At 71.3% G+C, this 25,219-nt stretch carries 18 protein-coding genes; 10 read left to right on the top strand and 8 right to left on the bottom strand.

Going from position 1 to position 25,219, the window contains the following annotated elements; translation table 11 throughout:
• Positions 1 to 29 precede the first annotated feature (29 nt).
• Positions 30 to 2,285, top strand: a complete 2,256-nt coding sequence (locus OG943_RS09610) for an ATP-binding protein (protein WP_328609361.1) — start codon at positions 30 to 32, stop codon at positions 2,283 to 2,285.
• A gap of 4 nt (positions 2,286 to 2,289) precedes the next feature.
• Here OG943_RS09610 and OG943_RS09615 read toward each other — a convergent pair whose 3' ends face one another.
• Both OG943_RS09615 and OG943_RS09620 read right to left on the bottom strand, forming a co-directional pair.
• Positions 2,290 to 3,585: a helix-turn-helix transcriptional regulator gene (locus OG943_RS09615; protein WP_328609362.1), complete on the bottom strand. Its 1,296-nt coding sequence runs from the start codon at positions 3,583 to 3,585 to the stop codon at positions 2,290 to 2,292.
• A 3-nt stretch (positions 3,586 to 3,588) separates the two neighbouring features.
• Positions 3,589 to 6,426, bottom strand: a complete 2,838-nt coding sequence (locus OG943_RS09620; RefSeq protein WP_328609363.1) for a helix-turn-helix transcriptional regulator — start codon at positions 6,424 to 6,426, stop codon at positions 3,589 to 3,591.
• A gap of 438 nt (positions 6,427 to 6,864) precedes the next feature.
• Between OG943_RS09620 and OG943_RS09625 the strand changes: the two genes are divergently transcribed.
• Positions 6,865 to 6,990 (top strand): hypothetical protein, encoded by a 126-nt coding sequence (locus OG943_RS09625; protein ID WP_328609364.1) that lies wholly within the window; start codon positions 6,865 to 6,867, stop codon positions 6,988 to 6,990.
• Positions 6,990 to 9,689 (top strand): BTAD domain-containing putative transcriptional regulator, encoded by a 2,700-nt coding sequence (locus OG943_RS09630; protein WP_328609365.1) that lies wholly within the window; start codon positions 6,990 to 6,992, stop codon positions 9,687 to 9,689. The genes OG943_RS09625 and OG943_RS09630 overlap by 1 nt, the downstream gene beginning before the upstream one ends.
• Before the next feature lie 11 nt (positions 9,690 to 9,700).
• Here the strand turns inward: OG943_RS09630 and OG943_RS09635 are convergent, their stop codons facing one another.
• Both OG943_RS09635 and OG943_RS09640 read right to left on the bottom strand, forming a co-directional pair.
• Positions 9,701 to 10,927, bottom strand: coding sequence for a lytic transglycosylase domain-containing protein (locus OG943_RS09635; RefSeq protein WP_328609366.1), 1,227 nt, complete (start codon positions 10,925 to 10,927; stop codon positions 9,701 to 9,703).
• Between the two features lie 156 nt (positions 10,928 to 11,083).
• On the bottom strand, positions 11,084 to 11,704 hold the full coding sequence (locus OG943_RS09640) for a response regulator transcription factor (RefSeq protein WP_328609367.1): 621 nt from the start codon (positions 11,702 to 11,704) through the stop codon (positions 11,084 to 11,086).
• A gap of 234 nt (positions 11,705 to 11,938) precedes the next feature.
• On the opposite strand from OG943_RS09640, the gene OG943_RS09645 reads away from it, so the two are divergent.
• The 3 genes from OG943_RS09645 (at position 11,939) to OG943_RS09655 (ending at position 14,599) form a co-directional block, all read left to right on the top strand.
• Positions 11,939 to 12,940 (top strand): hypothetical protein, encoded by a 1,002-nt coding sequence (locus OG943_RS09645; RefSeq protein ID WP_328609368.1) that lies wholly within the window; start codon positions 11,939 to 11,941, stop codon positions 12,938 to 12,940.
• Between the two features lie 5 nt (positions 12,941 to 12,945).
• Positions 12,946 to 13,476, top strand: a complete 531-nt coding sequence (locus OG943_RS09650) for a hypothetical protein (protein ID WP_328609369.1) — start codon at positions 12,946 to 12,948, stop codon at positions 13,474 to 13,476.
• Between the two features lie 64 nt (positions 13,477 to 13,540).
• Complete coding sequence (locus tag OG943_RS09655) at positions 13,541 to 14,599, top strand: hypothetical protein (protein WP_328609370.1); 1,059 nt, start codon at positions 13,541 to 13,543, stop codon at positions 14,597 to 14,599.
• 99 nt (positions 14,600 to 14,698) lie between these two features.
• Here OG943_RS09655 and OG943_RS48300 read toward each other — a convergent pair whose 3' ends face one another.
• From OG943_RS48300 to OG943_RS09670, 4 genes are read right to left on the bottom strand one after another with little or no spacing between them, the layout of a single operon-like run.
• Complete coding sequence (locus OG943_RS48300) at positions 14,699 to 15,466, bottom strand: putative adhesin (RefSeq protein WP_442874704.1); 768 nt, start codon at positions 15,464 to 15,466, stop codon at positions 14,699 to 14,701.
• Positions 15,467 to 15,485: 19 nt separating this feature from the next.
• Positions 15,486 to 16,388 carry a YwqJ-related putative deaminase gene (locus tag OG943_RS09660; protein WP_328609371.1) on the bottom strand — a complete coding sequence of 301 codons (903 nt, stop codon included), beginning with the start codon at positions 16,386 to 16,388 and terminating at the stop codon, positions 15,486 to 15,488.
• Positions 16,389 to 16,433: 45 nt separating this feature from the next.
• Positions 16,434 to 19,685: a hypothetical protein gene (locus OG943_RS09665; RefSeq protein ID WP_328609372.1), complete on the bottom strand. Its 3,252-nt coding sequence runs from the start codon at positions 19,683 to 19,685 to the stop codon at positions 16,434 to 16,436.
• Positions 19,686 to 19,703: 18 nt separating this feature from the next.
• Positions 19,704 to 20,387: a Pvc16 family protein gene (locus OG943_RS09670; RefSeq protein ID WP_328609373.1), complete on the bottom strand. Its 684-nt coding sequence runs from the start codon at positions 20,385 to 20,387 to the stop codon at positions 19,704 to 19,706.
• A 136-nt stretch (positions 20,388 to 20,523) separates the two neighbouring features.
• On the opposite strand from OG943_RS09670, the gene OG943_RS09675 reads away from it, so the two are divergent.
• From OG943_RS09675 to OG943_RS09690, 4 genes are read left to right on the top strand one after another with little or no spacing between them, the layout of a single operon-like run.
• Positions 20,524 to 22,056, top strand: coding sequence for a phage tail sheath family protein (locus OG943_RS09675; protein ID WP_328609374.1), 1,533 nt, complete (start codon positions 20,524 to 20,526; stop codon positions 22,054 to 22,056).
• A 35-nt stretch (positions 22,057 to 22,091) separates the two neighbouring features.
• Entirely contained in the window at positions 22,092 to 22,604 is a 513-nt protein-coding gene (locus OG943_RS09680; RefSeq protein WP_328609375.1) for a phage tail protein, read from the top strand.
• Complete coding sequence (locus OG943_RS09685; protein ID WP_328609376.1) at positions 22,604 to 22,993, top strand: phage tail assembly protein; 390 nt, start codon at positions 22,604 to 22,606, stop codon at positions 22,991 to 22,993. The genes OG943_RS09680 and OG943_RS09685 overlap by 1 nt, the downstream gene beginning before the upstream one ends.
• Positions 22,990 to 23,205 (top strand): DUF6760 family protein, encoded by a 216-nt coding sequence (locus tag OG943_RS09690; protein WP_328609377.1) that lies wholly within the window; start codon positions 22,990 to 22,992, stop codon positions 23,203 to 23,205. The genes OG943_RS09685 and OG943_RS09690 overlap by 4 nt, the downstream gene beginning before the upstream one ends.
• Positions 23,206 to 25,219 lie beyond the last annotated feature (2,014 nt).

Consider the following 25,219-nt stretch of genomic DNA (forward strand, 5'->3'; position numbering starts at 1 on the left):
GCCGGCCGGCGGAGGGACTGCCCGCCGAATTGACGAGCTTCGTCGGCCGGAGGCGGGACCTCGCCGCGGTGCGCCGGTCGCTCAGTGGCGGGAGGCTGCTGACGCTGACCGGCATGGGTGGCGTGGGCAAGACCCGGCTGGCCCTGCGCGCGGCTGCCGAACTGCGCCGCGCGTTTCCCGACGGGGTCTGGCTGGTCGAACTCGGTGAGCTGCGGAGCCCGGGCCGCTTGGCCGCGGAAGTCGCGTCGGTGCTGGGATTGGGCGACGAGCGGGACCTCGTCGGCTTCCTGTCGGGCCGGCGCCTGATGCTGGTGCTCGACACCTGCGAGCACCTGCTCGATTCGTGTGCCGCGCTCGCCGACGAGCTGCTGTCGGCGTGTGCGGGCCTGCGTATCCTCGCGGCGAGCAGGCAGCCGCTGGGCACGGCGGGAGAACGGATCCTCCACGTGGACCCGCTGGCCGTGCCCGAGGCGGCCGGCCCGCTGGAATCGAGAATGCTGGGCCACTACGACGGCGTCACCCTGTTCCTCCGGCGGGCGAACGCGGTCAACCGGGATTTCGCCGTCACCGATCGTAATTGTGGCGAAGTCGCGGAATTGTGCCGGATGCTGGACGGCGTCCCGCTCGCCATCGAACTCGCCGCCGCCCGCTTGCGGACCTTGTCGCTCACCCAGGTCCGCGAGGCGCTGACCGACTCCTGCGCGCTGCTCACCGATGGCAACCGGTCCGCGCCGAAACGGCAGCAAACCTTGCGGGCGTCGATCGACTGGAGCCACCAGCTGTGCACGCCGGCCGAACGCGCGGTGTGGTCGCGGCTCTCGGTCTTCGCGGGCGGATTCGACTTGGCGGCGGCGGAGGCGGTGGCCGGGGCGGGACTCGGCGGGGCCGTCCTCGACGAGGCGCTGGCCGGGCTGGTCGAGAAGTCGGTCGTGGAGCGCGCCGAGACGGATGGCCGGACCCGGTATCGGATGGCGGAGGTGGTCCGCCAGTACGGCCGGGATCGGCTGGCCGAGGCCGGGGAGCAGGAGCGGACGGCAGCGCGCCACCGTGACTGGTTCGTGCGGCTGGTGGAGCGGGCGGAGGCGGAGTGGCTGGGGCCGGACCAGCTCGCCTGGTACAAGCGGGTCCGGGCGGAAAGCGCGAACCTGCGGCAGGCACTGGACTTCTGCCTGGCGAAGGCGGACGGCGGCCCGGCCGCCCTGAAACTCGCGACGTCCCTGTGCGCTCACCGCCGGGCGCTGGACTCGCTGAGTGAAGGGCGCCGATGGCTGGACCGAGCGCTCGACCAGGCGCCCGGACCGGAACCGGTGCGCGCGAAAGCGTTGTGGACCAACGCCTGGCTCGCCCTGATGCAGGGTGACGGCCCGGCCGCGCGGGTCCTGCTGAGCGAGTGCCGGGAGATCGCCGAGCGCACCCAGGACGCTTCGGTCATGGCCCATGAAGCCCAGTTCTCCGCGCTGGCCGATCTGTTCGACGGTGACGCCGGCGTCGCCGTCACCCGGTTCGGCGAAGCGATCCGGCGGCACGGCGAAGCCGGCGACCTCGACGGCGTGCGGGTGTCGAGGTTCCAGCAGGTCATGTCCCGGTGTTTTGCCGGGGACCCGGTGGCGGCGGCGTCCGTCAAACAGGCCAAGACGTTCCTGCGGCCGGACCGGGAGTCGGCCGCGTACGGCTACTTGTCCTGGTACGACGCGATCGAGCGGTTCGTCCGGCGCGACCGCGGTGACGCCGCCGCACCGGCCACGCGCGCGCTACTGATCGGCGCGGAGATCGAGGACCGCTGGCTGGTCGCGCTGGCCCTCGAGACGCTCGCGTGGACCGCGGTCGACGCCGGCGAGCACGTCCACGCGGCGCATGTGTTCGGCGCGGCGGAGGCGGCGCGCGACACGATCGGAAGCCGGCTGTCCGGCCTCGCGCACCTGGGCGCGCATCACGATCGCTGCGAGCAAACGGCCAGGTCGGCCCTCGGTGACGAGAAGTTCGATGCCGCCTACCGGTCCGGCGCCCGGATGAGGGAGAACGAGGCCGTCTCCTATGCGGCCGCGCCGCGCAAGCCGGGCGCGCTGAAAGAACGCGGACGACCGGCCGCCCGTCCGCAGCTGACGTCGCGGGAGCGGGAGATCGCCGACCTGGTCGCCCGGGGCCTGAGCAACCAGGAGATCGCCGGCTCGCTGGTCATCGCCCGCCGGACGGCCGAAACGCACGTCGGGCACATTCTCACGAAGCTCGGCTTCACCGCCCGTGCGCAGATCGCCGCATGGGTTGCGGAGCGTCCGGTGCGATGAGCTCTCACCGGCGTGAGCCCGGGTATTCCTTGGCGACCCAGGCCGAGATCTGGGTCCGGCGGCCGAATCCCAGCTTCGACATGATCCGCGCTATGTGTGACTCCGCGGTCCGCTTCGAGATGCCCAGCGTTTCGCCGATGGCCTGGTTGGTGAGCCCGGCCCGGACCAGCTTCGCGACTTCTTGCTCACGGCGCGTCAGTTCCGGATCGGCCTGCGTGCGGAACGCGAGGGAATCAAGTGTGGATTCCCAGCGCCGGCCCGCGGCGCTGAAGTGCCGTGCGTGACGCTCCCGGTAGAACTCGCAACAACCCTTCTCCAGCAGACGATCTACACCGTACTGGCGAACAGTGTTGATCAAGCGGTAACCCGTCTCGCCTTCGTCTTCGACCCGGGTGACCACGGATTTGCGGACCAGTCCGGCGATGAGGCGGAGGACGTCTTCGCGGGCTATGCCGTCGCCGTCGCACACCGCCTCGGCCCCGGCGAGGTCGAAAGTGCCGTCGAAAACCGAAAGGCGGGCCCAGAGTTCGCGCTCTCGGCGCGTGCAGAGTTCGTAGCTCGACGCGCTGAGGTGGCCCAGCGAACGGTGCCGGAACGGGGCGGTCCGGCTGCCGAGGCCCAGCAGCCGGCGCCGGTCTTCCAACGCCGTCGACAGCTCGGCCAAGGACTGGGTGCGCAACCGGGTCGCGGCCAGCTCGATCGCCAGCGGGACGCCGTCGAGCCGGGAGCAGATCTTCGCCACGGCGGGCGCCGACCCGGGAGCGACGGAAAAGCCGGGGAGGATCGACCGCGCGCGACCGGCGAACAACTCCATCGCGTCGTAGCCCTTGAGATCCGGCACCTCCAACACGTTCTCACCGAGCACCCCCAGGGACTCGCGGCTGGTGGTCAGGATCCGGGTGCCGGAAGTGCGGCGCAGCAATCCGGTCGCGAACGGGCCGCACTCGTCGAGCCGGTGCTCGCAGTTGTCGAGGATCAGCAAGGTGCTCGGGCGATCGAGGTACTCGGCGAGCGCGCGTATCCCGCCGCCCGGCCGGAATGGGAGAACGGCCGATACCGCGTCCGCGATGTCGGCGCCGGGGGAGCGCGCCGCCAGATCGACCAGCCACACGCCGCCAGGGAAATCGCGTGCCACCGTGGCGCCCAGTTCCGTCGCCAGGCGGGTCTTGCCGACACCGCCGGTGCCGACCAGGGTGACGAGCCGCTCGTCGCGCAGGACCCGTCGCGCTTCCCGAAGCTCTCGGCCGCGTCCGACGAAGCTGGTCGTCGTCATCGGCAGGTTGCCGTCCCGTCGGGCCATGGGCTATGGCTGCGCGGACAGCAGCACGGACGCCAGCTTGTCGCGAGTGCGTATGCCGAGCTTCCGGTACGCGCTGGTGAGGTGGACTTCCACCGTCTTCACGGTGATGAACAGCTCCTCGGCTATCCGCCGGTTGGTGCCGCCCGCGATGGCCAGCTCGGCGACCCGGCGCTCGCTCGGGGTCAACGCGGCAGGCCCGGTGGCGCGGGTCCGTCGCGGCCGCACTCCCGCTGCTTGGAGCTCGCCGCGGACCTGTTCCCGCAACGGCACGGCGCCGGCGGCGGTCGCGATGTCGAGTGCGCGCAGGAGCGGCTCCCGCGCGTCGGCACGACGTCCGGTGCGGCGCAAGGCCGACCCGTAGTCGACCAGGGCCCGCGCGTACTCCAGGCGGGCCGGCGAACGCTCGAGCACTTCGACCGCTTCGCGGGCGTACTGGATCCCTTCTCGCGGGCCCAGCACCAAGCCCTGCACCCGCAGCGCGCACCCGAGCGCCCGGGGCGCGCCCCACTGCCTGGCGATCCGCAGCTCCTCGTCGGCCAGCTTCACCTGGTCCTCCTGGCCGAGCAGGTGGGCACAAGTCGCGGCTTCGACACGCCAAGGGCTCAGCGAAGCGACCTCGTGCGCGTTGTGCATGGCGAGCCGCTGGCCGCTCGCCAGCGCGGTTTGCCGCGCCTCCTCCAGCTTTCCCCGCCGGCGCAGTAGTTTGGCCCGGGAATCGAGGTACCAGAACAGGGGGCCGAAGAACGGCACGGGATCGGGGACGTTCAGCGCGTCGAGCGTGGCCTCGGCGTCGTCCAGGCGGCCTTGCTCGATGAAGACGTCGGCCAGGAAACAGTGGCCCAGCAACGCCGCGAGCTCCATCCGGGCCGAGTCGGCACTGCGGAGGCCGGCCAGGATGTCGGCTTCGGCCTCGGCCAGCTGGCCTCGCTGCAGCCAGGCGAGCCCGCGAAGGACGTGCGCGGTCGCGAGGCCGTTGACGCTCCCGTGCTGATGGGCCCGCGCGATCGCGGCGTCGATGCTCGAGATCGCCTCGTCGCGGTCGGCATGGATCAGGACGATCCAGCCGACCTGCGCGGCGATGGTTTCGGGATAGACCTGCTCGACCACACCGGCGCCGCGCAGACCGTCGAGGGCGAGGGTGACGGCTTCCGGATCACCATGCAGCGCGCGGTGCGCGGCGAGCAGGCAGTCCAACGCCCCGCCTCCGTGGCCGCTGATCGAGCCGGCGGTGTGTCTTCGGTCGGCGAGATCCGGCCGGCCCGGCTGCAGGATCGGGATCAGCAGCAGGTTCGCTTCCAGCTGACCGCGGAGGCCGGCTTCCTCGGCGGGAAGGTCCGCCAGCGCACCGAGGCAGACGCTTTCGGCTTCTTCGAAACCGAGGAGGTAGATCAACGCGGTGCTCAGGAGAACCGCGATCTGGGCGCGCCGCTGGGCCGAGGTGGCGAGCGCGAGCGCCGTGCGCAGGTCGTCGGCGGCCCGCCGGGTGTCCACCAGGGTCATGATCCGGCCCAGTTCCCACTGCACTTCCGCGTGGACTTCCGCGGGGGGCGGTTCCGCGAGGCACCGGCGCAGGTAGGTGGCGGCGCTGTCCGGAGACCCGTGCGCGAACGCCTCCGCCGCCGCCTGGCGAAGCACGGTCACGACCCGTTCGTCCTGCGCGGGAGGCAGCCGGAGGACATGCGTCGCCACCCGCTCGGCCCGGTGCCGTGACGCGGTGAGGAGCCCGGCCGCGCGGCGGTGCGCGTCAACCCGTGCCGCCGGGTCGATCCCTTCGTACACAGTGGTCCGGACCAGGGGGTGGCTGAACTGGACCCGCTGGACCCCGTCCGGGAGCGCGGTCGCCGGGCCCGGGTGGAAGAGCTCGGCCCGCTCGAGGCTCTCGGCGGCGCGCAGTGCCGCTTCAGTGGACATCCGCGCCAGCGCCGCGGCGGTCTGGAGGGCGGTGCCGTCGCCGAGGATCGACACCGCCTCGGCGAGGGTCGCGCATTCGGCGGGCAAGCGGTGCAGCCACAGCGAGATGCGCTGGGCGACCGCCCGTGGCCCGAGCACGTCGACCATGGCAACGTTGTCAGCGCTCGGAACCAGGCCTTCGGCCTTGAAGGTCGCGGCAAGATCGTGCAGCAGCAGCGGATTTCCCTGGGTGGCCGCGTGGCAGGCGCGCAAGAAGGCCGCTTCGGCGCTGCCGTCCAGCACGCTCTGCACCAGCTGCCCGCTCGCCGTCTCGGTCAGGGGCGCCGGGCGCAGCACCGTGCTCTCCGCGTCGGTGACGATCTGGCCGAGCAGGTGGTGCGGCGCGCCCGGCTCGGCCGGCCGATGGGCGACCAGCATGGTGATCGGCAGCGCGTTGAGCCGGGGCAGCAAATAGGCCAGGAAACGCAGTGAGGCGGTATCCGCCCAGTGGAGGTCGTCCATGATCAAAGCGACCGGGCCGCGCTCGCACAGATTCGCCGTCAACCAGAAGAGCCCGTGGAGAATGGCGAAGTCGCCTGAGGTCGATCCGGAGTAAACGGTGTCCGAAAGCACCGCCGCGGCGGCTTTGCCGGCGGCCCCGTCGAGTAAACGCTCGCGGTCGGCCCGGGTCATCCGGATGAGGTGCGGCTCGAAGATCTGCCGGACCAGCCCGAAGGCGATGTCTCCCTCGAGTTCCGAGCAGCGCGCCGAAAAAACGTCGAAACCCTGCTGGGACGCGGCGGCTCCGGCCGCGGCCAGCAGCCGCGATTTGCCGAGGCCGGCGGCGCCGACGATCGCGGTGAGGGTGCCCGAGCCGTGGGCCGCCGTGTCGAGCGCCGACGTCAGCACCGCCAATTGTGCGCTTCTTTCCAGCAATGGCGGCTCAGGCATGCAAGGAGGGTACCGCCCCTCCGGCGGTCTGCCAGCCACCAGTTTCAGCCCGCGCCGGTGCCACGCAACGTCACCGAATCCCCGGGTCTTTAGCCGACTCTCACGGCTTGTCAAGAGGCCGAACAGGCGTTGTTAGGCTATTCTTGTCTACTGTTCCCGCGTTCATTCCTTCGGACGGATCGTTGCCCGGCAAAACGAGCCCCGCCGGTTCGTCATTCCGGCACACCCCAACGTCACCCCAATACGAAGTGGCCACCCTTAGACGATGGCCGGGAAGTGCGTAGGCCTCTCCGTACTTTCCTGGTCGTGGCCGACCGGCCGGTGACGTTGACTCCGCGGCAGGCGTGCTTGTCCCGGCAGCCGGTGAACTCGAGGAGATGCCGCACCTCATGTCTTGTATCCACGAGGAAGAAACCGGCAAAGAGGACAATCGCCTCGGTGGAACGCGTCCCGGCGGGGGAGGAGAGCCGCCTCGCCCTCGTGCTGCGCCGGATTGTGGTCGCGGCATCAAGGACGGTCCGGCGCGGTCCCGGCTGGCCGGGCTGCTGGTCCGGCCGGACCTGATGGCCAAAGCGGAGTTCGTGGCCTCGGCGCCGGTCGGCCTGGTGGTCGGCCCGGCGGGCTCGGGAAAGTCCGTGCTGCTCCGCCAGCTCGCCGCGCGGGCCCCGTCCGGGCACCTGGTCCTGACGTGCGGGCTGGACTCGGGAGTGACCACCGAAGCGGCGCTGATCGCCCGGCTCGCACGGGTCATCGGCGTCACCGCTCCGGCGGGGCTGGACGGTTTGCTCGACGAGCTGGCGCGAAGGGACACCTCGCGTCTCGTCGTCCACCTCGACGACGCGCATCATCTCGTGGGCACGCCCGGAGATCGGGCGCTGGCCCGGCTCCTGGCGGAGGCGCCGTCCGGGCTGCGGTTCGTGGTGGCCGGGCGCGACGACCGGGTGGCCGGGATCGGTGGCACGGCTCCGCGCGTCGGCTACGACGACCTGCGGCTGAGGCCTTCGGAGGTGGCCGAGCTGTTCACCGGGGTCTACGAAGTGCCGCTCTCCCCGGCCGAGGCGGCCCGGCTGTGCGCGCGGGTCGAGGGCCTGGCCGGGGCGGTGCGGCTGCTGCACCTGGACACGGTGCTGCTCTCGGAACGGGACCGGGCGGAAACCTTCGCGGCGCCGTTGACGCGGTCGCCTCGGCTGGTGGAGTTCCTCACCCGCGAGGTGTTCGACCCGCTGCCCGCGCCGCTGCGCGAGTTCATGGTCGCGGCGGCCCCGCTGGGTGTGCTCGACGGGCCGTTGTGCGATGTCCTGCTCGACCGGACCGGCAGCCGCGCGGCCATCACCGAGCTGGCCGCGCGGCAGGCACTGACGTTCCGCGTCTCGGACGGTGGTGGCGCGCACCGCTTCCACGTTCTGCTCCAGCAATATCTCGAACGGTGCCTGGCCGAGCGCGCGGGCGCGCAGCGGAGCCGGCAGGCCTACCGTTCGGCGGCCAAGTACCTGGCCGGCGCCGGCCGGTGGGCGGAGGCGTACCGCTGTCACGCCCACGCCGGTGACTGGGTGGCCGCCGCGGCCGTGCTCCACCGGTTCGGTGCCCGGCCCGGCGGGATCCACGCGGACGCGGCGCTGCCGGCGCCGTTGCTCGGTGACGACCCGTGGGTGGCCTTGGCCGACGCGCGCCGGCTGCGGGGCGAGGGCAGGCTGGACGCGGCTCACCGCCGTTACGCGGACGCCGAGGCGTTGCTGCCCGACCCCGCGCTGCGCTGGCAGTGCACCACGGAACGGTCCGGGGTGGCCGGCTGGCTCGGCCGCCCGGGCGACCCCCTCGTGGACGACATCAACCGGCACCTCGCCGACGCGCTCCGAAGACACCCGGCCAAGCTGCTGAACCGGGCGGTGCCCGCGCAGAGCCCGGGGTGGACGCTGGGCCGGGCGGTGGCCGCGCTGCTCGACGGCCGGCCGGACCGTGCCGTCGAGATCGCAGGGCCGCTGGCGAACGGACCGGTGGCCTTCGTGGCGCTGGCGAGCCGGATCCTCGTGGCGGTGGTGGAAAGTGTCGGCCGGCCGCGCCGCGGCGACACCCGGTTCGCCGACCTTGCTGCCGAGTGCGAAGAGGCCGGCTGGTTATGGCTGGCCCGCCTCGCCCGGGCCGCCACCGCGGTCGTCGACGAGGAAGGCTGCGCGGACGCCGCGGCCGTGCTGGACGAGTGCTGCGGCGTCGGGGACGAGTGGGGCACGGTGCTGGCAGGCTGTCTCCTGGCCGTCGGACGGCTGCGGGCCGGACTGGACGCGGCCGAAGTACTGGAGACGGCGGCGTCGCGCGCGCGAGCCCTCGGCGCCCGCGTGCCGGAGACCTGGCTCCGGCTGGTGCTGGCCGACGAGTGGGACCGCCGCGGCGACCCGCGCGCCCACGACGGGCAGGCCGAACTGCGCCGGTTGGCCGCCGACACGGTGATCGATCGTGTTGCTGCCCAGGGGAAACGGCTGGTCGCCGCCATCCGGACCCCGGTCCCGCGACGCGCGCTGGTCGCCGTCGGCGAGCCCGCCGCCGAGCCCCCCGCTGAGCTCGCGGTGCCGGCCGTGGTGCGCTGCTTGGGCCGGTACACGCTGACCGTGGCCGGGACCGAGGTCGGGCTGGGCGGCCTGCGGGCCCAGGCCCGTCAGGTGCTGAGGATGCTGTCGGTGCAGTACGGGCACCCGCTGCACGAGGAGCGGCTGATGACCGCCATGTGGCCGGACTGCCCGGCGAACCGGACGAAGCATCGCCTGCAGGTGGCCGTTTCCAGCCTGCGCGCGCTGTTACGCGCTCATCTCCCGGCCGAATACGGAATCCTCCGCCATGGCAACAGTTACCTGCTGCGGCTGCCGCCGGGAAGCCTGGTGGACGTGGTCGAGTTCGCCGAAACCGTCCGACGGTGGCGCACTGCCCGGCAAGCGGGAGACACCGCTTCGGCGATGGCACTCGGATACCGCGTCCTTGATTTGTATCGTGGCGAACTGCTCGTCGAGGAAGGGCCGGCCGAGTGGGTCCTCGCCCGGCGCGAGGCCGTACGCGGGGAGGCGGCCGGAGCGGCGGCCGTCTTGGCGGGCACGGCCCTCAACCGGGGGGACGCCGCCGAAGCGATCGAAGTCTGCGAGCGCGGCGTGACCATCGACGAACTCGACAACCGGCTCTGGTCGTTGCTGGCCGCGGCCAACGTCCGCGCCGGCAACAGGGCCGCCGCCGCGCGGGCCGAAGGGGCGTATCAGGCGCTCCTGGCCGACGGTGGCTGAAGGCTGGGGCATCAGTGCGCCTGCGGAGCCGAGCCGGTCGACGGCGGGGCCGCGCAAGGCGCCGACGTCGCCGGGGGAGCACCCGTCAGCCCGCCGAGCAGGGTGCCCAGGAGCGTGCCCAGCGTGTCGGTGACCCCGCACAGCGCGTTCGGCTGCGGGCCGGGCACCGGGGGCGCCGGCGGGACGGCCGGAGTCGGGGAAGGCGGGGCCGGTGGCGTGGGCGTGGGACTCGGACCGGGTGATGGCGGCTGGGGTTCCGGGCCTGGCTGAGTCTGAGCGGACGGCGGGGACGGCACCGGGGCAGGCCCGGCGGCCGGGGCGGCGGACGGCACCTTCTCCACTTGGGCGGCCATGGCGTATTCGTTGTCCGGCAAGGCTGTCATGCCGGTGCTGTAGGTGTTCATCCAAGCCCGCACCAGGTTGAGGTAGGTGGCGGAGTGGTTGTAGCTGAGGATGGCGGCGGTGAGCCCGTCGGCCGTGGCGAGGTCGCGGCCGGCGCAGAGGTACCTGGCACTGGCCAGGCTGGCGTCGTACACGTTGTGGGGACTGCTGATCGCGTCGCCGTTGCCGTCGGACGCCCAGCGGGCCCAGGTCCCCGGGATGAACTGCATGGGCCCCACCGCCCGGTCCCACACCGCGTCACCGTCCCACCGGCCGCCGTCGGTGTCGGGGACCGCCGCGAACGCGCCGCCGTCGAGGACCGGGCCGAGGATCGGCTGGAGCGTGGTGCCCGCCGCGTCGACCTGGCCGCCACGGGCGTGCCCGGACTCCACTTTGCCGATCGCGGCCAGCAAAGCCACCGGCAGGTGGCAGGCCGGTTGAAGGGCGTCCGAACGCAGCTGCGCCGATCGGTAGGCGTCGAGCACGGTCGACGGGATCCCGTTGGTGAGCGTGATCCGGACCCTCGGCCCGTCATCCGGAAGCGGCGGGATCGGCTGATCGCCGGAGAACGTGGGCAGGTCGCCGGACGGCAGTGGCGCGGTCGGCGGGACGTTGCCGTCGGCCCCCTGTGGATAAGGCGCCGGCCCACCGGCGGGCGGGGCGAGCGGTGTAGCCCGACCGGCCGGCCCGGCCGCGCCGGGTGCCGCGCCCGTGGCCAGTCCGATGAGGAGCGCGGCGGACAGCCCGAGAACGCCCGCCGACGAGGGGCGCCGGATACGGCCCGCGGGGGCGGCGGTCCGGCCCGCGCTCCGGCGGCCGCGCCGAACCTGATCCTGGTTACCAGACGACTTGGTCAAACCGGCTCATCCTCTCAGCTCGTATCCATGGCGAGAACGGGCGACCGCCGGGAATTCAGTAGAGCACCGGCCGGGGCCGGATCACGGGCCGCGCGCGGTGAATTGTCTGTGCGGGAAACCGATACCGCCTGGCCGGGTTGCCCGCGGAGACGCCGCTCAGATCAATCCTTCTTGCAGAGCGAAGGCGACGGCGTGGGTCCGATTGCGAAGGTGGAAGCGGCTGACCACGTCGTGCAGCGTGTTCTTGATGGTGCGCTCCGAATAACAAAGCTCTTCGGCGATCTCCTTGATCTCGTTTCCCTGGGCGATTAACCGCAGCACGGTCGCCTCCCGTTCGGAGATGCCCGAGAAGTGCAGGCCGCGGGGCGCCAGTACCTGGTTCTGCAGCCGGGAAACCTGTTCGAGCAGCCGGCCGAGCAGCTTGGGGGACAGGACGCCCTCCATCGCGGCGGCGTGTGTGATCGCGGTGGTGAGCCGCTCCGGGGTCGCTTCGGCTCGCGACACCACACCGCAGACGCCGGCTTCCACCGCGGCCAGCAGCGCCGCGTCGTCGGGAGCGGAAAGCACCGTGATGATCCGTGGTGCGCCTTCGCCGCGCAGCGCGCGGATCAAGTCGATGGCCGGTGGGTTGATCACGTCGACGACCGCGACGACGACGTCCGGCCCGTCGCTCATCGCCGGCACCATGGTCAGCTCCGGTCTGGACCGCAGCTGCGTGATCACCCCCGTCTCGGAGATCGGATCCAACCCGCGTACGTGGACCGGGATTCGCTGCATGGTCTGGCCTCCTGCGCTGTCAAGGGCCGTGGTGAAGTCCGTCGAGGCCAGTCTTCGGTGGCCGCTCAACACCCGCTCAACATGACCGGCCGGGAAGAGATCGCCGGGCCGGCGGGCGCCGCCGTGGCTGCCTCCGAGGGCAACGGCGAGTGTCCGTGGTGCCACCTCGGTGGTCCTCGCGCACCGCGACGCCGCGTCGTTACCGTCAACCGAAACAGCAGAAAGGTTCGACAGATGGACGATATGGCGGTTACGGCCATTCTGGCGGTTCCGGCTGATCTGCTCGGGACGGACACCGAAAAGTTCTTGGATGTGATCATCGACGCTTATCCGGGTGGTGAGGGCCCGAATTCGCTGGACGACTTCGTCACCCTGGTGGGCGAGCGGGAGCCGTCGTTCGCCGGTGCCGCCGAAGAATTCAGGGAGAACTTGCGGGCGGAGGGCGTCGACGGCCACTGGGCCGAGATCGCCCGAACCTTCGTGAATGATGCCGGATCCGGCGCGCGGCTGTCGGATCTGCACGAGCAGTTCAGTGAAGAGCCGGAAGCCGACGACGAACCGGCGGACGATGATGTCGCGGCCGAGACCGTCGAAGAGCCCGGTGACTGGGCGGCTTTCTGCGCCGAGAACCGGGAGTTCTGGCTGGGCTGGGACGGGACGGATTGGGACGGGTGGCGGGCGGCGTTCGCCGAGGGCGCGGCCCAGGGCCGGGTTGACGGGGATCTGGCGGCGCACCTGGTCTGGATGGACAGCCTGGAGGCGGCGGGCCGGATGGCCTATCTGCGCGACACGCTCGGGTTCGCGATCAACGAGGACGCGCTGGCCGCCGTTTCGGCCGCTGCCGCTTCCGGTGACTGGAATGCCTTCTGCGCCGAGAACCGGGACTTCTGGCAGGGGTGGGACGGCGCGGATTGGGCCGGGTGGCGGGCGGCGTTCGCGGAGGGGGCTGTGGGTGCCGGGGTCGGTGCGGATCTGGACCCGCATCTGTCCTGGATGGACAGTCTCGACGCGGCGGGCCGGATGGCCTACCTGCGCGACACGCTCGGATTCGCGATCAACGAGGACGCATTCGCCGAAGCGAGCGGCACAGCTTCGGGGGAAGAGCCCAGCGAGGAAACGCAGATCCCGGCCGACCTCGCCGGTGAGATCGCCGCGCAGGTCCCCGGATTCGAGCAACTGTCCGATGAGGAGATCGCCGCGGTCGTGGCCGAGGCCCTGCAAGAAGCGGAGGAGTGAGCGAAATGACTGCCCCAGCGGGTGGCGCCGGCGTCGAAAACCACGGTGTCATCACACGTAACCTCAGGGCCTTCCTGCGCGCGAACCGGGATGTGCTGCGCCGGCTCGGGCAGTGCCTGGCCGTCGAAGAAGGCGACGCGGAGCCGGCGCCGGTTCGGGTGCACGTGGACATGGAAGGAATCGGCACGGTGGACGACGACGTGACCACGCTGTACACCGACGGGTTCGGGGGATGCATCGGCGTGGTCCTCCTCGGTCCCGGGAACACCCGCACCCTGGCCCACATCTATTCCGGCCACATTCCGGCCGCCCGGGCCGCTTCGGCGCCGGAGTGGGGAAGGGTCGGCCAGTTCCGGCAGCTCGCGGCGGCGGCCGACGTCTACCACGTCTACCAGCAGCCCTCTTACTGGGCGCCGGGAGACGGGGGATCCTGCGACGAATTCCTGGCGTATTTCCGCCTGGACCCGACACGGACCGCCTTTCACGGCGCGCCGGCCGTCGTCGAGGTCGGGCCCACGGGCGAGGTAACGCCGTAGCCCGCCGACAGCTCCGCCCAGAACGACCCCGTGTCCCAGAAGGACTGGAAAGGTACGACGACAGATGGACGACACAGCCGTTGCGGCCATTCTGGCGGTTCCCGTCGACTTGCTCGGCGCGGACAGCGAGAAATTCTTCGACCTGGTCATCGACGCCTACCCGGGCGGGGAGGGTCCGGAGCTGGACGAGTTCTTGACTCAGGTGCGTGAGCGGGAACCGTCGTTCAGCACTGCCGTCGAGACCTTCGAGGAGAACTTGAAGGCCGAGGGCCTCGATCGGTACTGGCCCGATATCACGCGCGCCTTCGTGAACGAGGCAGGCACGGGGGCGCGGCTGGACCAGCTCCGGGAACAGCTTGAGGAAGAGGCGGAGTTCGAGGAAGAACCGGCGGACGAGGCCGACGCCCCGGTCGCCGATTCCGGCGGCTGGGAGGCGTTCTGCGCCGAGAACCGGGCGTTCTGGCTGGGCTGGGATGGCGCGGATTGGGCGGGGTGGCGGGCCGCGTTCGCGGAGGGGGCTGTGGGTGCCGGGGTGGGTGCGGACCTGGATCCGCATCTGTCCTGGATGGACGGACTCGACCTACCGGGTCGGTTGGCGTATTTGCGTGACACGCTGGGGTTCTCCGTCAACGAGGAGGCACTGGCCGGCGCCGGTTCCGGTGGCTGGGAGGCGTTCTGCGCCGAGAACCGGGATTTCTGGCAGGGCTGGGACGGCGCGGATTGGGACACTTGGCGGGCAGCGTTTGCCGAGGGGGCTGCGGGTGCCGGGGTGGGTGCGGATCTGGATCCGCATCTGTCCTGGATGGACGGACTCGACCTGCCCGGCCGGTTGGCGTATTTGCGTGACACGCTCGGATTCTCCGTCAGCGAGGAGGCCTTCGCCGAAGCGAGCGGTGCGGCTCCGGCGGGCGACGTCGGCGCCCAGCCCTCCGAAGCGGAAGTCTCGGCGGCGATCGAAGCGGCCGAGCAGGCGATCCAGGGGCTTCCGCCGGAACAACAGGTCATCCCGCCGGAGATCGTCTCGGAGATGTTCAAGGAGTTTCCCGAGGCGGCGTTCATGGATCCGGCCGAGATCGCCACGGTCATCAGGGATGCCTCGTTGCAGATCGCGGCGTCAGCCTGACCGGCGGTTCAGCCGGAAGACCAGGAAACCTGGACGCGCCGGCGGAGCCACTCTTTGAGCTCGACCCGGAGGAACCAGGCGCCGAGCCACGAACTGCGGTCACGGAGGACGCCCCGGGTCGGCTCCGGCAGGTCCGCGACCACGGTCCGCGTTGGAGGCGGGCCCGGCCCTGGTCGTCGGCGCGCTTGAGTGGCTGGTGACCAACCCGGGGTACGGCCGGACCGTGGACCGCGCCGCCCGGGCGATCCGGTCGGCTCTCGGCGGGGCCCGCCGCGTTCGGGTCCGCCGGCGGGGCCGGGGCGCCCTTCCGGGTCGAGTATTCGCTGAGGATGGCCATGATCTTCGTCTGGACGGCCGGATCCAGCTTTCCGGTTTCCTGCCAGAAGGCGTTCTGGTCCATCGCCCGGTCGAGCGCGTCGCCGTACCAGGGTAGCTGTGCAACAGGCCCATGGTCGATTCCGGCAGACGATCGAGGTAGGCCTCGGCCTCCGCGACGGCTTGCTGGTCCGGGGGATTCCCGGTGATCCGCCTTCCCACGTAGGCAAAGGGGGAGGCGCCGGGGTCGGGCGGGTCCGCGGAGGCGGGGCTTCGCTGGGGAGACTCGCCTCTGAGCTGAGCGGGGTGAGCACCAGTGCCTCGACGGGACCGTGCAAAGCCACCATGGGCGACGTCGAAGTCGTACGCCGTGTTGAGGTGGAGTTCGGGCTTCGGTGCCGGCTGGCGGGCGCCGTCCAGGATCGCCGTCAGCGCGACGTCGTTGCGCAGGTTCACGGTGTGCTCGGTGTACATCCGCACGGTCTGGCCTCGCGGCACGAAAGTCGTTCCGCCGTCGGGATCCTCGCCATGGCCGGAGACGATGGTGGTCACGGGCGCTCCTCACCGGTGCTCAATGCCGTTTGTCCCAGGAGTAGTTCTTGAGCGCCGGCGGTGTGTCGGCGCCGGTGCTTTCGGTCTGCGGCGACAGGGTGGGGATGCACAGCTTGTAGGTGAGGTAACTACAGCTGTCGCAAGGGGGAATGGGGGGAAGCGCGACCGGCTTGGCCGGGGTGGCCACCTTGGGCGCGGTCAGGTTCGCGGCGGTCGCGGCGCCGAGGTGCTCGAAGTGGTTGCGGGCGTCGCTGAGACTCCAGCTGTTGTCGGGGTCCACCTCCCACAGGTAGTCCGAGATGACCCCGACTTCGGCGCACCGGCCGTGTCCGTTCCCCATCGGGTATTCGTTGTTGTTCTGGTCGCGGTTGGGCTTGTTGACGTTGTCTTCTTTTTCGCCGATATCGGAAAGTATGCTGCTGACCAGCGGATGGACGTGGGGGTCGCCCTGTTTCATGCTGGTGTGATCGGAGATGCGGGCTCCCGCGACCAGCGCGCCCGCCATCCCGGGCCTGGTGTTGTTGCTGCGGTCCTTGACCTGGTCGGCGAGCGCGTGGGAGGTGCTGTCGAGCGCGTGGTCCGCGAGGTGGTCGTCTTCCCAGGGGGTGGCCGAGAAGGCCTTGAGCGGGTGGGCGTCGCCCCGGGCCGGGTTCTTCTGGTGCTGGGTTCCTTCGCCGGTGAGGACGGGGGTGGCCGGATTGGCGGGCCGCGGCCGGTCGTATTTCCCCTTTTGCCCCACGGGGAGTGTTTCATTGTCCTTGACTGCGTCGTTCCACTGGACTTCCTTGTTCTTCTTCCGGCGCTTGGCCGGTCCTTGGTCGTCGGCCGGTTCATCGGGCACGGTCCGGTTCTTTTCGCGGTTCTCCGTGGCGGCCACCAGATACGCGGTGAGCTGCGCGGCGAAGTCGTGGGGCTGGCTCATGGGACTCCGATCTCGAGGTGGCCGACAGGTCGTGGGGTTATTCGTTCAGTCCCCGGGCCACCAGCGCCGCAACGGCGAGTCTCCGGTTCGCCGGCGGTACGCGGTGGCGGCGACGGTGGCGACGCCGAGGAGAAGGAGGCCGCCGCCGATGACGATTCCCGCGGCCAGCGGCACGCCGGTGTAGGCCAGCTTTCCCGGGTTCGAGGTGCCGGGGCCGGTCCCGCCGGTCGCCTTCCCGACGGTGCCACCGGCGTTCACGGCAGCACTCGTACTGCCGGTGCCTCCGCTGGTATTCGGCCCCAGACCACCGGACTGGCCGGTGCCCGGACTGGCGGCCTTGCTGTCCGGTGGAGCCTGCCCGGCAGTGACGGTGACCGTCGCCGAGTCGGTCCCGGTCAGCGGCTGGCCGATGTCGGCGCCGTTCACCCGGGGAGTGGCCGAATAGGACGAGGTGTTCGTGAGGTCGGTGCTGCTTTCGTCCGCGGGGGCGGCGGCGGTGCACGTGACGCCGTTGGCGGCGCCGACTTGCAGGCCGTCGCCGTTCAGCGTGAAGTCGCAGTCGTGAGCGCTGTCGTTGCGCACGTCGACGGTCAGCGGCACATCCCCGGTATTGCGGATGGTCACGGAGAACGTGACTTTCTGGCCGTGCTTCGCCTCCTGCGGATCGGCCGTGGTGCTGATGGCGAGGGCCGGGTTGATCACCGTCACCCGCAGCGGCGGCGAACCGACCCGCATCTCCCGGTTCGCCTGGTCGACGGCCGAGGCGGTGGCCTGGTTGTCGAAGCTCCGGTCGGGTTTGGCCGTGCACTCGGCCGTCGCGCTCTGCCCCGGGGCGAGCTGCGCGATCGGCTGCGGCCGGCAGTCGGGCAGGGTCGGGCTGGCCACCGCGATGTTGGTCACCGGGCCGTCCTGGGCGGTGCCGGTGTTCTGGACGGTGAACGTCACCTTGACCTGGTCGCCGTGCCGGACGAGGGGCTGGTCGACCTGCTGGCTCAAGGTGATCAGCGGCGCCAGCACGGTGATGGTGACGGGGGCCGCGGCCGCGTTCACCGCGTCGCCGTTCACATCCTCGGCCGTCACAGCGGCTTCCAGCGTGAGCGGCCCGATCTCCGTGGGCTGCGCGTCACAGCTGACTTCGGCCGACGCGCCGGGTCCGAGCACGGGAACCGGTGGCGCGCTGCAGATTTTCGGCGCTGACGCCACAAGGTTCGTGAGCGTCTCCTCGGGTTGGTCACCGTCGTTGTGCAGACCGAAGGTCAGCCGGACCGTGTCACCGGGATACAGGCTGGTCTTGTCCACCGAGGTGGTGATACTGACCGCCGGGTCGATCACGGTGGTCGTGATGGGCTGTCCGCGCACCGTCACCGTCCCTTGTGGAATGGTTCCGGTCATCGTGCCCGAACTGGTGAAGGTCTGCGCGGGAGCGGTGGCCGTACAGGAGAACTCCATCGGCGTTCCCGGGGACAGGGTGGCGGCCGGTGCTGCGCACTCCGGGGCCGCCGAGTCGGCGTAGCCCACGCCGGTCACGTCCGTGGTGGTGTTGTTGCCCAGCCGCACCGCGAAGTTCAGCTTGGCGCCCTCGCGGACCACGAGCCGGTCCGGCACCCGTTCGACGGTGTAGTCCGCGGGCGTCACCTGGACCGTCGCGCTCGCGGAGGCCTGCACGGTGTTCCGGCGGCCGGTCGTGCCGATCAGGTAGGTCCCGGTGACCGTGGCGTCGGTGGTGAACGCGGGCGCGGTGCGGGCGGGCTGGACGCAGCGCACGTCGGCGGATTCGCCGGGGCCGAGGGACGGCAGGGCGAGCGGCGTGCAGCGGATGCCCGGATCCGCGCTGGTGTCCTCGCGCGTCTTGAGGCCGACGTCCAGGTCGCTCAGCCGCAGCGCCCCGTCGTTGCGGATCCGCAGGTTGAACGTGGCGAGGTCGCCTTGGCCGATGGGCGTGGCCGGGCCGGTCATGGTCAGCGACACCGCGGGCGCGACGGTTTCGGCCAGCACGATGTTCTGCAGGACCACGAAGTCGTCGACGCTGTCGATCCCGATCTTGATGGACCCGTCGGTGTTGTCGGCCAGCGTGGGCTTGACCGTTTTGGCGTCCACGCTGAGATTGTTCGTGGTCCGCTTGACCGGGTCGAGCGGGTCGATCGCGCCGACGGCACACGAGCGGAAGAAGTCCACTGTGGTGTTTTCGCCGGAACACGGCTCGGCCATGGGGGTGCCGTCGACCGAGAAGGTCTCCTGGCCCAGGCCCCGGTCGCCGTCGTACCCGGTCAGGCCGACCGTGATGTCCGCGGTGGAGCGTTTCGGCGACACGCCGGGCAGCACGACACTGGTGCCGGTCAACGACGGCGTGAGGCCGGGCAGCAGGCCGGCCACCCCGTCCACCACCGGCCCGAGCGGCGCGGGCAGGCCGCCGGGCAGCAGCGGGTCGAGCAGCCCGGACAGAGCCGCGCTCTGTGGCATGTCCTGGGAGTAGAGGTCGATCACCCGGGGCACGAGGTAGGGCGCGTGCGGCTGGCCGTAGTCGAACACCACCACGATCGACCAGCCCCCCGCGCACCCCGGCCCGGACGGCGCCCACACGTTGCTCACCGAGAGCTTGACCGCGCCGCCGGTCGGCGCGCCGGCGAACGTGCCGGTGACGTCGGCCCAGTCGGTGTAGATCTGGCCGGCCTCGGCCAGCCCGTCCGTGGTGGTGAAGTGCGCCGGGTCGAGGACGGCCGCCTGCGGTTCGCCACCGGCGACCGCGATCCGGGGGCGCTGCTGGGCCGGGGCCGCCGCGGCCGGTTGGGGCGGCGCCTCGCCTTGCTGCATAAGGGGAGGGAGACAGTTGACGCCCGAGAACCCCGAGACCTTCCCGGTGTGCCCGCCCCAGTTCAGCTGCGCGTACCGCACCGTGGCGCCGCTCGGGACGGTGACTTCGGCGCTGCTGGAGTTGAACGAGTCGGTGCGGCCGTCGTCCCTCGCCTGGTGCAGGTAGTAGCCGTTGTTGTCGGCGCTGTTGTCCCGCGGGGCGGGCTGCGTGCTTTCGGTGGCGGCTTGGCAGGTGGCCGGCGGATTGTCGCCCGCGACCTCGTCGCCGGTCGGGCAGCGCAGCGAGCTGTTGCCGGCCATGACCACGTCCCCGTACACCGAGTCCCGGTAGGTCGGCTGCACGGTCGGGCTCATGGGGTCCGAGCCGTCCTGGGCCACGCGTTCGACGGCGCTCGGATCCCCGGGGTCGCCGGGCGCGCCGGGCGCGAACACCAGCGGGGCCGCGGCGAGGAGCAGGAGGACCACGACGAGCGAGTACCGGAACATGGGCGTGCCCCTCTGCTGTCAGCGCTCGGTGATGGAGGTCCGGCGCCACCGGGGCCGGGGCTCGGGCGGAAGCCCCCGCACGGTGTCGTGGACCTCGAGCTCGGCGGTCTTGACCGGAGGGGCGGGCGGGCGCAGCCGGGACGGCTGGACGGGGGCGGTGACCGTCAGGTCCACTGCGGTGCGCATCGGCACGCCCAGGGCCGGCCACAGGTCGTGGCCGCGCCCGCCCGGGGTCCAGCCCAGCCGGACCGGGAGCGCCGTGTCGAGTTCGCGCAGGCAGCCTCGCAGGTGCTCGGCGCCGAGCGTGTCCTTTTCGGCGTGGGCGCCGATCACCGCGCCGAGCAGCTCGGCTTCCTCTTCGGTGTCCGCCGCCCACGCGGTGACCAGGTAGGTCAGGTGGTAGTTGCGGGCCGGGGCGACGGTGCCGGTGAGCCGGCCCTCGTCGTTGAGCACGCGCACCCGGGCCGCCGGGATGCCGTCGAGGTCCTCGGTGATGCCGTAGAGGAAGACGTTCACGATCCCGGCCCGCTGCGGCCGCCGCGCCATGCCCGCGAGCACGTGGGGCGGGTCGAACCCGATCACCGTGCCGGGCGACAGCTCGGCGGTCAGCCATTCGCGAAGGGAGGAAGCCAGGTCAGCCAGCACGTCCCGAGCTTCGCCCACGGCACGGGGCGCGGACAGCGTGGCCGCGGCCCGCCGCACGGCCACTCCGGATTGCCTCGAAGGGCAACCGGGGCTTGACCACGACTGTGCGCGTCAGCCCCGTGGCAACGGCGGCCGCGGCTGCCAGCCTGAAACGCAGCTGTTCATCTCGGAATCGCTCGGACTGGGAGACTCGATGGCTAATTATCTGGCACCAGGGGTGTATGTCGAGGAGGTGTCGTCGGGGTCGAGGCCCATCGAGGGTGTCGGCACCGCGGTCGCCGGATTCGTGGGGTTCGCGGAAAAAGGGCCGCTCTCACAGCCGACGCTGATCACCAACTGGACCCAATTCACCCGCACGTTCGGCGGATTCATCGAAGGCGTTTACCTCGCGCATTCGGTGTACGCCTTCTTCCTCAACGGCGGCGGCTCCGCCTACATCCTGCGGCTGGCGGGCGGCACCGGCGAGAACACGGCGCCCCCGCTCGGCGAGGCGGCCATCCCGGCCGCGGCCGGCGGCGACGGGCGGCCGGCGTTCGCGGTCCGGGCCCTCGCGCCGGGCGCCGGTGACGAGCTGACCGTGTCGGTCGCCGACGCCGGTGAAGCGGCGGACGGCAACTTCCGCCTCGACGTGCTGCGCAACGGAAAAGTCGAAGAATCCTTCGACAACGTCACCGTGAAGCGCGGCCCGAACAACGTGGCCGCCGTGGTGGCCAAGCAGTCGAAGCTGATCACCCTCGAGCACACCAGGGGCGAAACCCTGAGCGCGCCGCGCAAGGACACCACGACGGCGCTCGCGATCCGCGAGCCCGCGCCCGGCCCGGTCCTCGCGTCGGCCTATGTCGGCGACCCGATCGAGCGCACCGGCATCGGCGGCTTCGAGGCCATCGACGAGATCACCATGGTGCTGGCACCGGACCTCATGTCAGCGCACCAGCGCGGGCAGATCGACGGGGACGGCGTCAAGGCCGTCCAGCTGGCGATGATCGCGCACTGCGAGCTGATGTCCGACCGGGTCGCCATCCTCGACCCGCCGCCCGGGCTGAACTCCCAGCAGATGCGGGACTGGCGCTCCGACGTCGCGGGCTACGACTCGAAGTACGCCGCGCTCTACTGGCCCTGGGTGCAGACCCTCGACCCGGCGACGGGCAACATCATCACCGTTCCGCCCAGCGGGCAGATGGCCGGGATCTGGGGCCGCAGCGACGAGACCCGCGGGGTGCACAAGGCGCCCGCGAACGAGGTCGTCCGCGGCGTGGTCGGGCTCCAGACCTCGATCAGCCGGGCCGAGCAGGAACTGCTCAACCCGCTGGGCGTCAACTGCATCAGGGCGTTCCCCGGCCAGGGCATCCGGGTCTGGGGCGCGCGGACGCTGTCCAGCGACCCGGAGTGGCGCTACATCAACGTGCGCCGGCTGTTCAACTACGTGGAGGAGTCCATCCTCCAGGGCACCAACTGGGTGGTCTTCGAGCCCAACGACGAGTACCTGTGGACCGCGGTGCGGCGCGTCGTCGGCTCGTTCCTGCAGCGGATCTGGCGCAGCGGCGCACTGGCCGGGCGGTCGGCGGCCGAGGCGTACTACGTCAAGTGCGACGACGAGAACAACCCGCCGGAGTCCCGGGACGCCGGGCACCTGTTCATCGAGATCGGCATCGCCCCGGTCAAGCCGGCCGAGTTCGTCGTGTTCCAGATCTCCCAGATGCCGCAGGGCGCGGCGCTCGAAGAGTAACCACCAGTTTTCCTGAACCTTACAAGGGATGAGCCATGCCACGAACAGGACTTCGCTCCCAGACGGCCGATCTCGACACCACGAACACCCTGGTCAGCGCCGCGCGGTTCGTCATTCAGTTCGACGGGAACACCACCAGCAACGGGATCTCCTTCTCCGAGCTGTCGGGCATCACCTCCGAGGTCGAGGTGACGGAGTACATGTCCAGCAACTCGCTGGGGGTGTCGCTGTCGAAGGTGTACGGCCGGACCAAGCCCGCGACCGTCACGCTCAAGCGCGGGGTGGACCAGGACCAGACGCTGTGGGGCTGGCACCAGCAGGTGCTCCGCGGCGACCCGACGGGCCGCAAGAGCTGTTCGCTGCTCCTGCTCGACTCGACCGGTGCGGTGAAGCAGACGTACCATCTGCTCAACGCGTGGCCGTCCAAACTGGACGTCGGCAACTTCAAGGCCGGCGGCAGCGACGCGGCGGTCGCGACGGTCACGCTCGTCTGCGAGCAGATCGACCTGGAGAACGGGTCCGGGCCCAGCGGACCGGGCGGTAATTGATGGCCGCCGTCGCCGAGCACCCCGTGCTGCGCACCGAGTACCCGTTCGCACTGCCGCGCGGCTACGTGGACGAGCAGGGCAAGCTCCACCGGGACGGGCTGCTGCGGCTGGCCACCGCCAAGGACGAGCTCGTCGCCCAGGCCGAGCCGCTGGTCCGGCAGAACCCCGCGTACCTGTCGGTCTACCTGATCATGCAGACGGTGACCAGGCTGGGCGCGCTGCCGGGGGTGGACCGGTTCGTCGTCGAGCATCTTTTCGCGTCGGACCTGGCTTTCCTGCAGGACCTCTACCGCCGGGTCAACCAGCAGGGCCACACCGAGGCCGAGGTGGCTTGCCCGGAGTGCGGGCACCAGTTCCTGGTCGACGTCGCGGGTGCGGCGCCGTCGTGACCGAGGCGACGGAGCGGTTCGCGGGCCGGCGTGTGGACCGGCTTGCGGACCGGTTCACGGACCGGCTGTGGGAGGAGATCGTCTACATCGCCTACCACCTGCACTGGTCGCTCGACTCGATCCTGGACCTCGACCATGCGACGAGGGCCAGGGTGATCACCGAAATCGGCGTCATCAACGCCCGCCTGGACGGGGCGGTTCCGGAGGACTGAGTTCCCGGAGGGCTGAGGGAGGGTGCGATGTTCGGCTGGTCGTGGCGCCGTAGCCGCCCGGGGGCCGCTGGTCCGTCCGGGGGCGTGGCTGATCAGTCTACTGTGGATGGTGGAGACGGCGGGGCCGTTGGGCGGGCCGGGGCCGGGGCCGGACCCGAGCCCGGGTCCAGCTCCGGCTTCGGGTCTGAGTCCGGAGTGGACCGTGCTCGTTACCGTCCGGCCTGGCGGTCGATGACGCCCTTGCGGTCCACACTGGCGGCTCAGGCCCCGTTGACCGCCGCCGGTGCGTCGATCGGCGTGCTGCACCGGCCGATGCTGCCTTCGGCGGATTCGGCGGCGGCAGGAATCACCGGCCCCGCGGGGCGGATCAGCGGAATTGTCACCGCGGTGCCCGTTCAGCACGATCTGGTCGACTTGCCGCTCCGCCAGCCGCCGGGGCAGCGGACACTCAAGGACCCGGTCTCCGGCCGGCCCGCGGCCCCCGTATCCGCGTCGGCCGGAAGCAATCCGGCCGCCGAAATGCCCGCGCCGCCGAATGCCTGGCTCGCCAATGGCCTCGGTCCCGAGATCTCTGTTGCCGACAGCGCGCCTCCCGCGCCTTCTCTGATCCTGGCGGAGTTGCCGGTGTGGCGGGCCGTTCCGCCCCGGCCGGAGTCGCCGCCGCTGACCGTCGCCGAAGTGACGGAACCCCAGGCGCCCGAGGTGCCCTGGCGGCCGTCCGATCTCGTCCACCTGGGATACCGGGAGAAGGACCGTCAGCTCGCGGCCCGATACGCCGAGCTCAACCACGAGCCGCGTCCCGCCCCGGCGCGCGGACCCACACCGCTGCCGCCCCGCCCGCAGTCGCTCCCGGAACCGGCCGCCCGAATCGAGCCGGTGTACCGCGAGCCGGAGCTGCGCCCGACGGAGCCGCCCCCGCGGTCACGACGCGCTTCGCTTGTCGAGAGCAGACGACTGGGCCTCGGCATCGCAAAGGCCCGCCCACAGCCCGACGGCGAGCCCGCCGATCCTCCGCCCACCACCGAATTCGCTGCCCCCGCCGACGTCGATGCGGCGGGTCCGGAATCAGCGGGCGAGCCGGACGGCCAGTCTGACGCTGCAGAGATCAGCGATCCGGACGTGGCCACGTCCGCTCTGGACGTACCAGCACAGCCGGCCGATCCCGTCCTCCCGGCGATGGACCCGCCAACGCTTCGGGCCCCAGCACTCGGCGACGAACCCTTAGGGCGCACCGTTCCGATGACACGGACACCTCTTTCGCCCTCGCCGGCGCACCGTGGCACACCCGGGAATACAACGGCGAAGGAGACCACATCGCCGCGTCCCTCCGACACCGAGCCGGGAGCGGCGTCCGCAGCGGGGGAGCACCGGGCGACCACCCGTAAGCCGCCGGCAGAGGACGCGCCCGGTGATCCCGTCCGCAGCTCCGCCGAACCTGTCCCCGCCGGCGACTCACCGGCGGGGCCAACTCACCCGACGGCGCGGTCCGCCGCCCTGTCCCGGCCGGAACTGGTCGGGCCGGAGCTGGTCGGGCCGGTGGGGCCCAGGTCCGCCGATCCCGCCCGTGCCCCCGTTCCCACTGCCGTAGCCCGGCCCACGCGAAGAGCCGACGATGCCGATGTTCTTCCGCTGGCCGGTATGCCGACCGGCCGGCAATCCTCGGCACCGGGTGCAGATCTGGTTTTCCCGGTAGCAGCGTCACCGCCTCCGGGGGGCGTGCCGGCTGGGGAGCGATCTTCCGCGCCGAGCGGAGAGCCGGGTTTGCCGGTAGCAGCGGCGCCGGCCTCGGGTGGCGCGCCAGTGGGGGAGCAATCGCCGGCACTGGACGGAGATCTGGGTTTGCCGGTAGCAGCGTCGCCGCGTTCGGCCGGTGTGCTGGCTGGAGAGCAATCCTCGGCGCCGAGCGGAGAGCTGGGTTTGCCTGTGGTGTCGTCGCCCCCGGCCGGTCAGCGATCTTCCGCGCTTGATGGAGTGCCGGTTTTGCCTGTGGCAGGGTCGTTGCCTCCGGCGGACC

The sequence above is a fragment of the Amycolatopsis sp. NBC_00345 genome, assembly GCF_036116635.1.
Lineage (GTDB): Bacteria > Actinomycetota > Actinomycetes > Mycobacteriales > Pseudonocardiaceae > Amycolatopsis.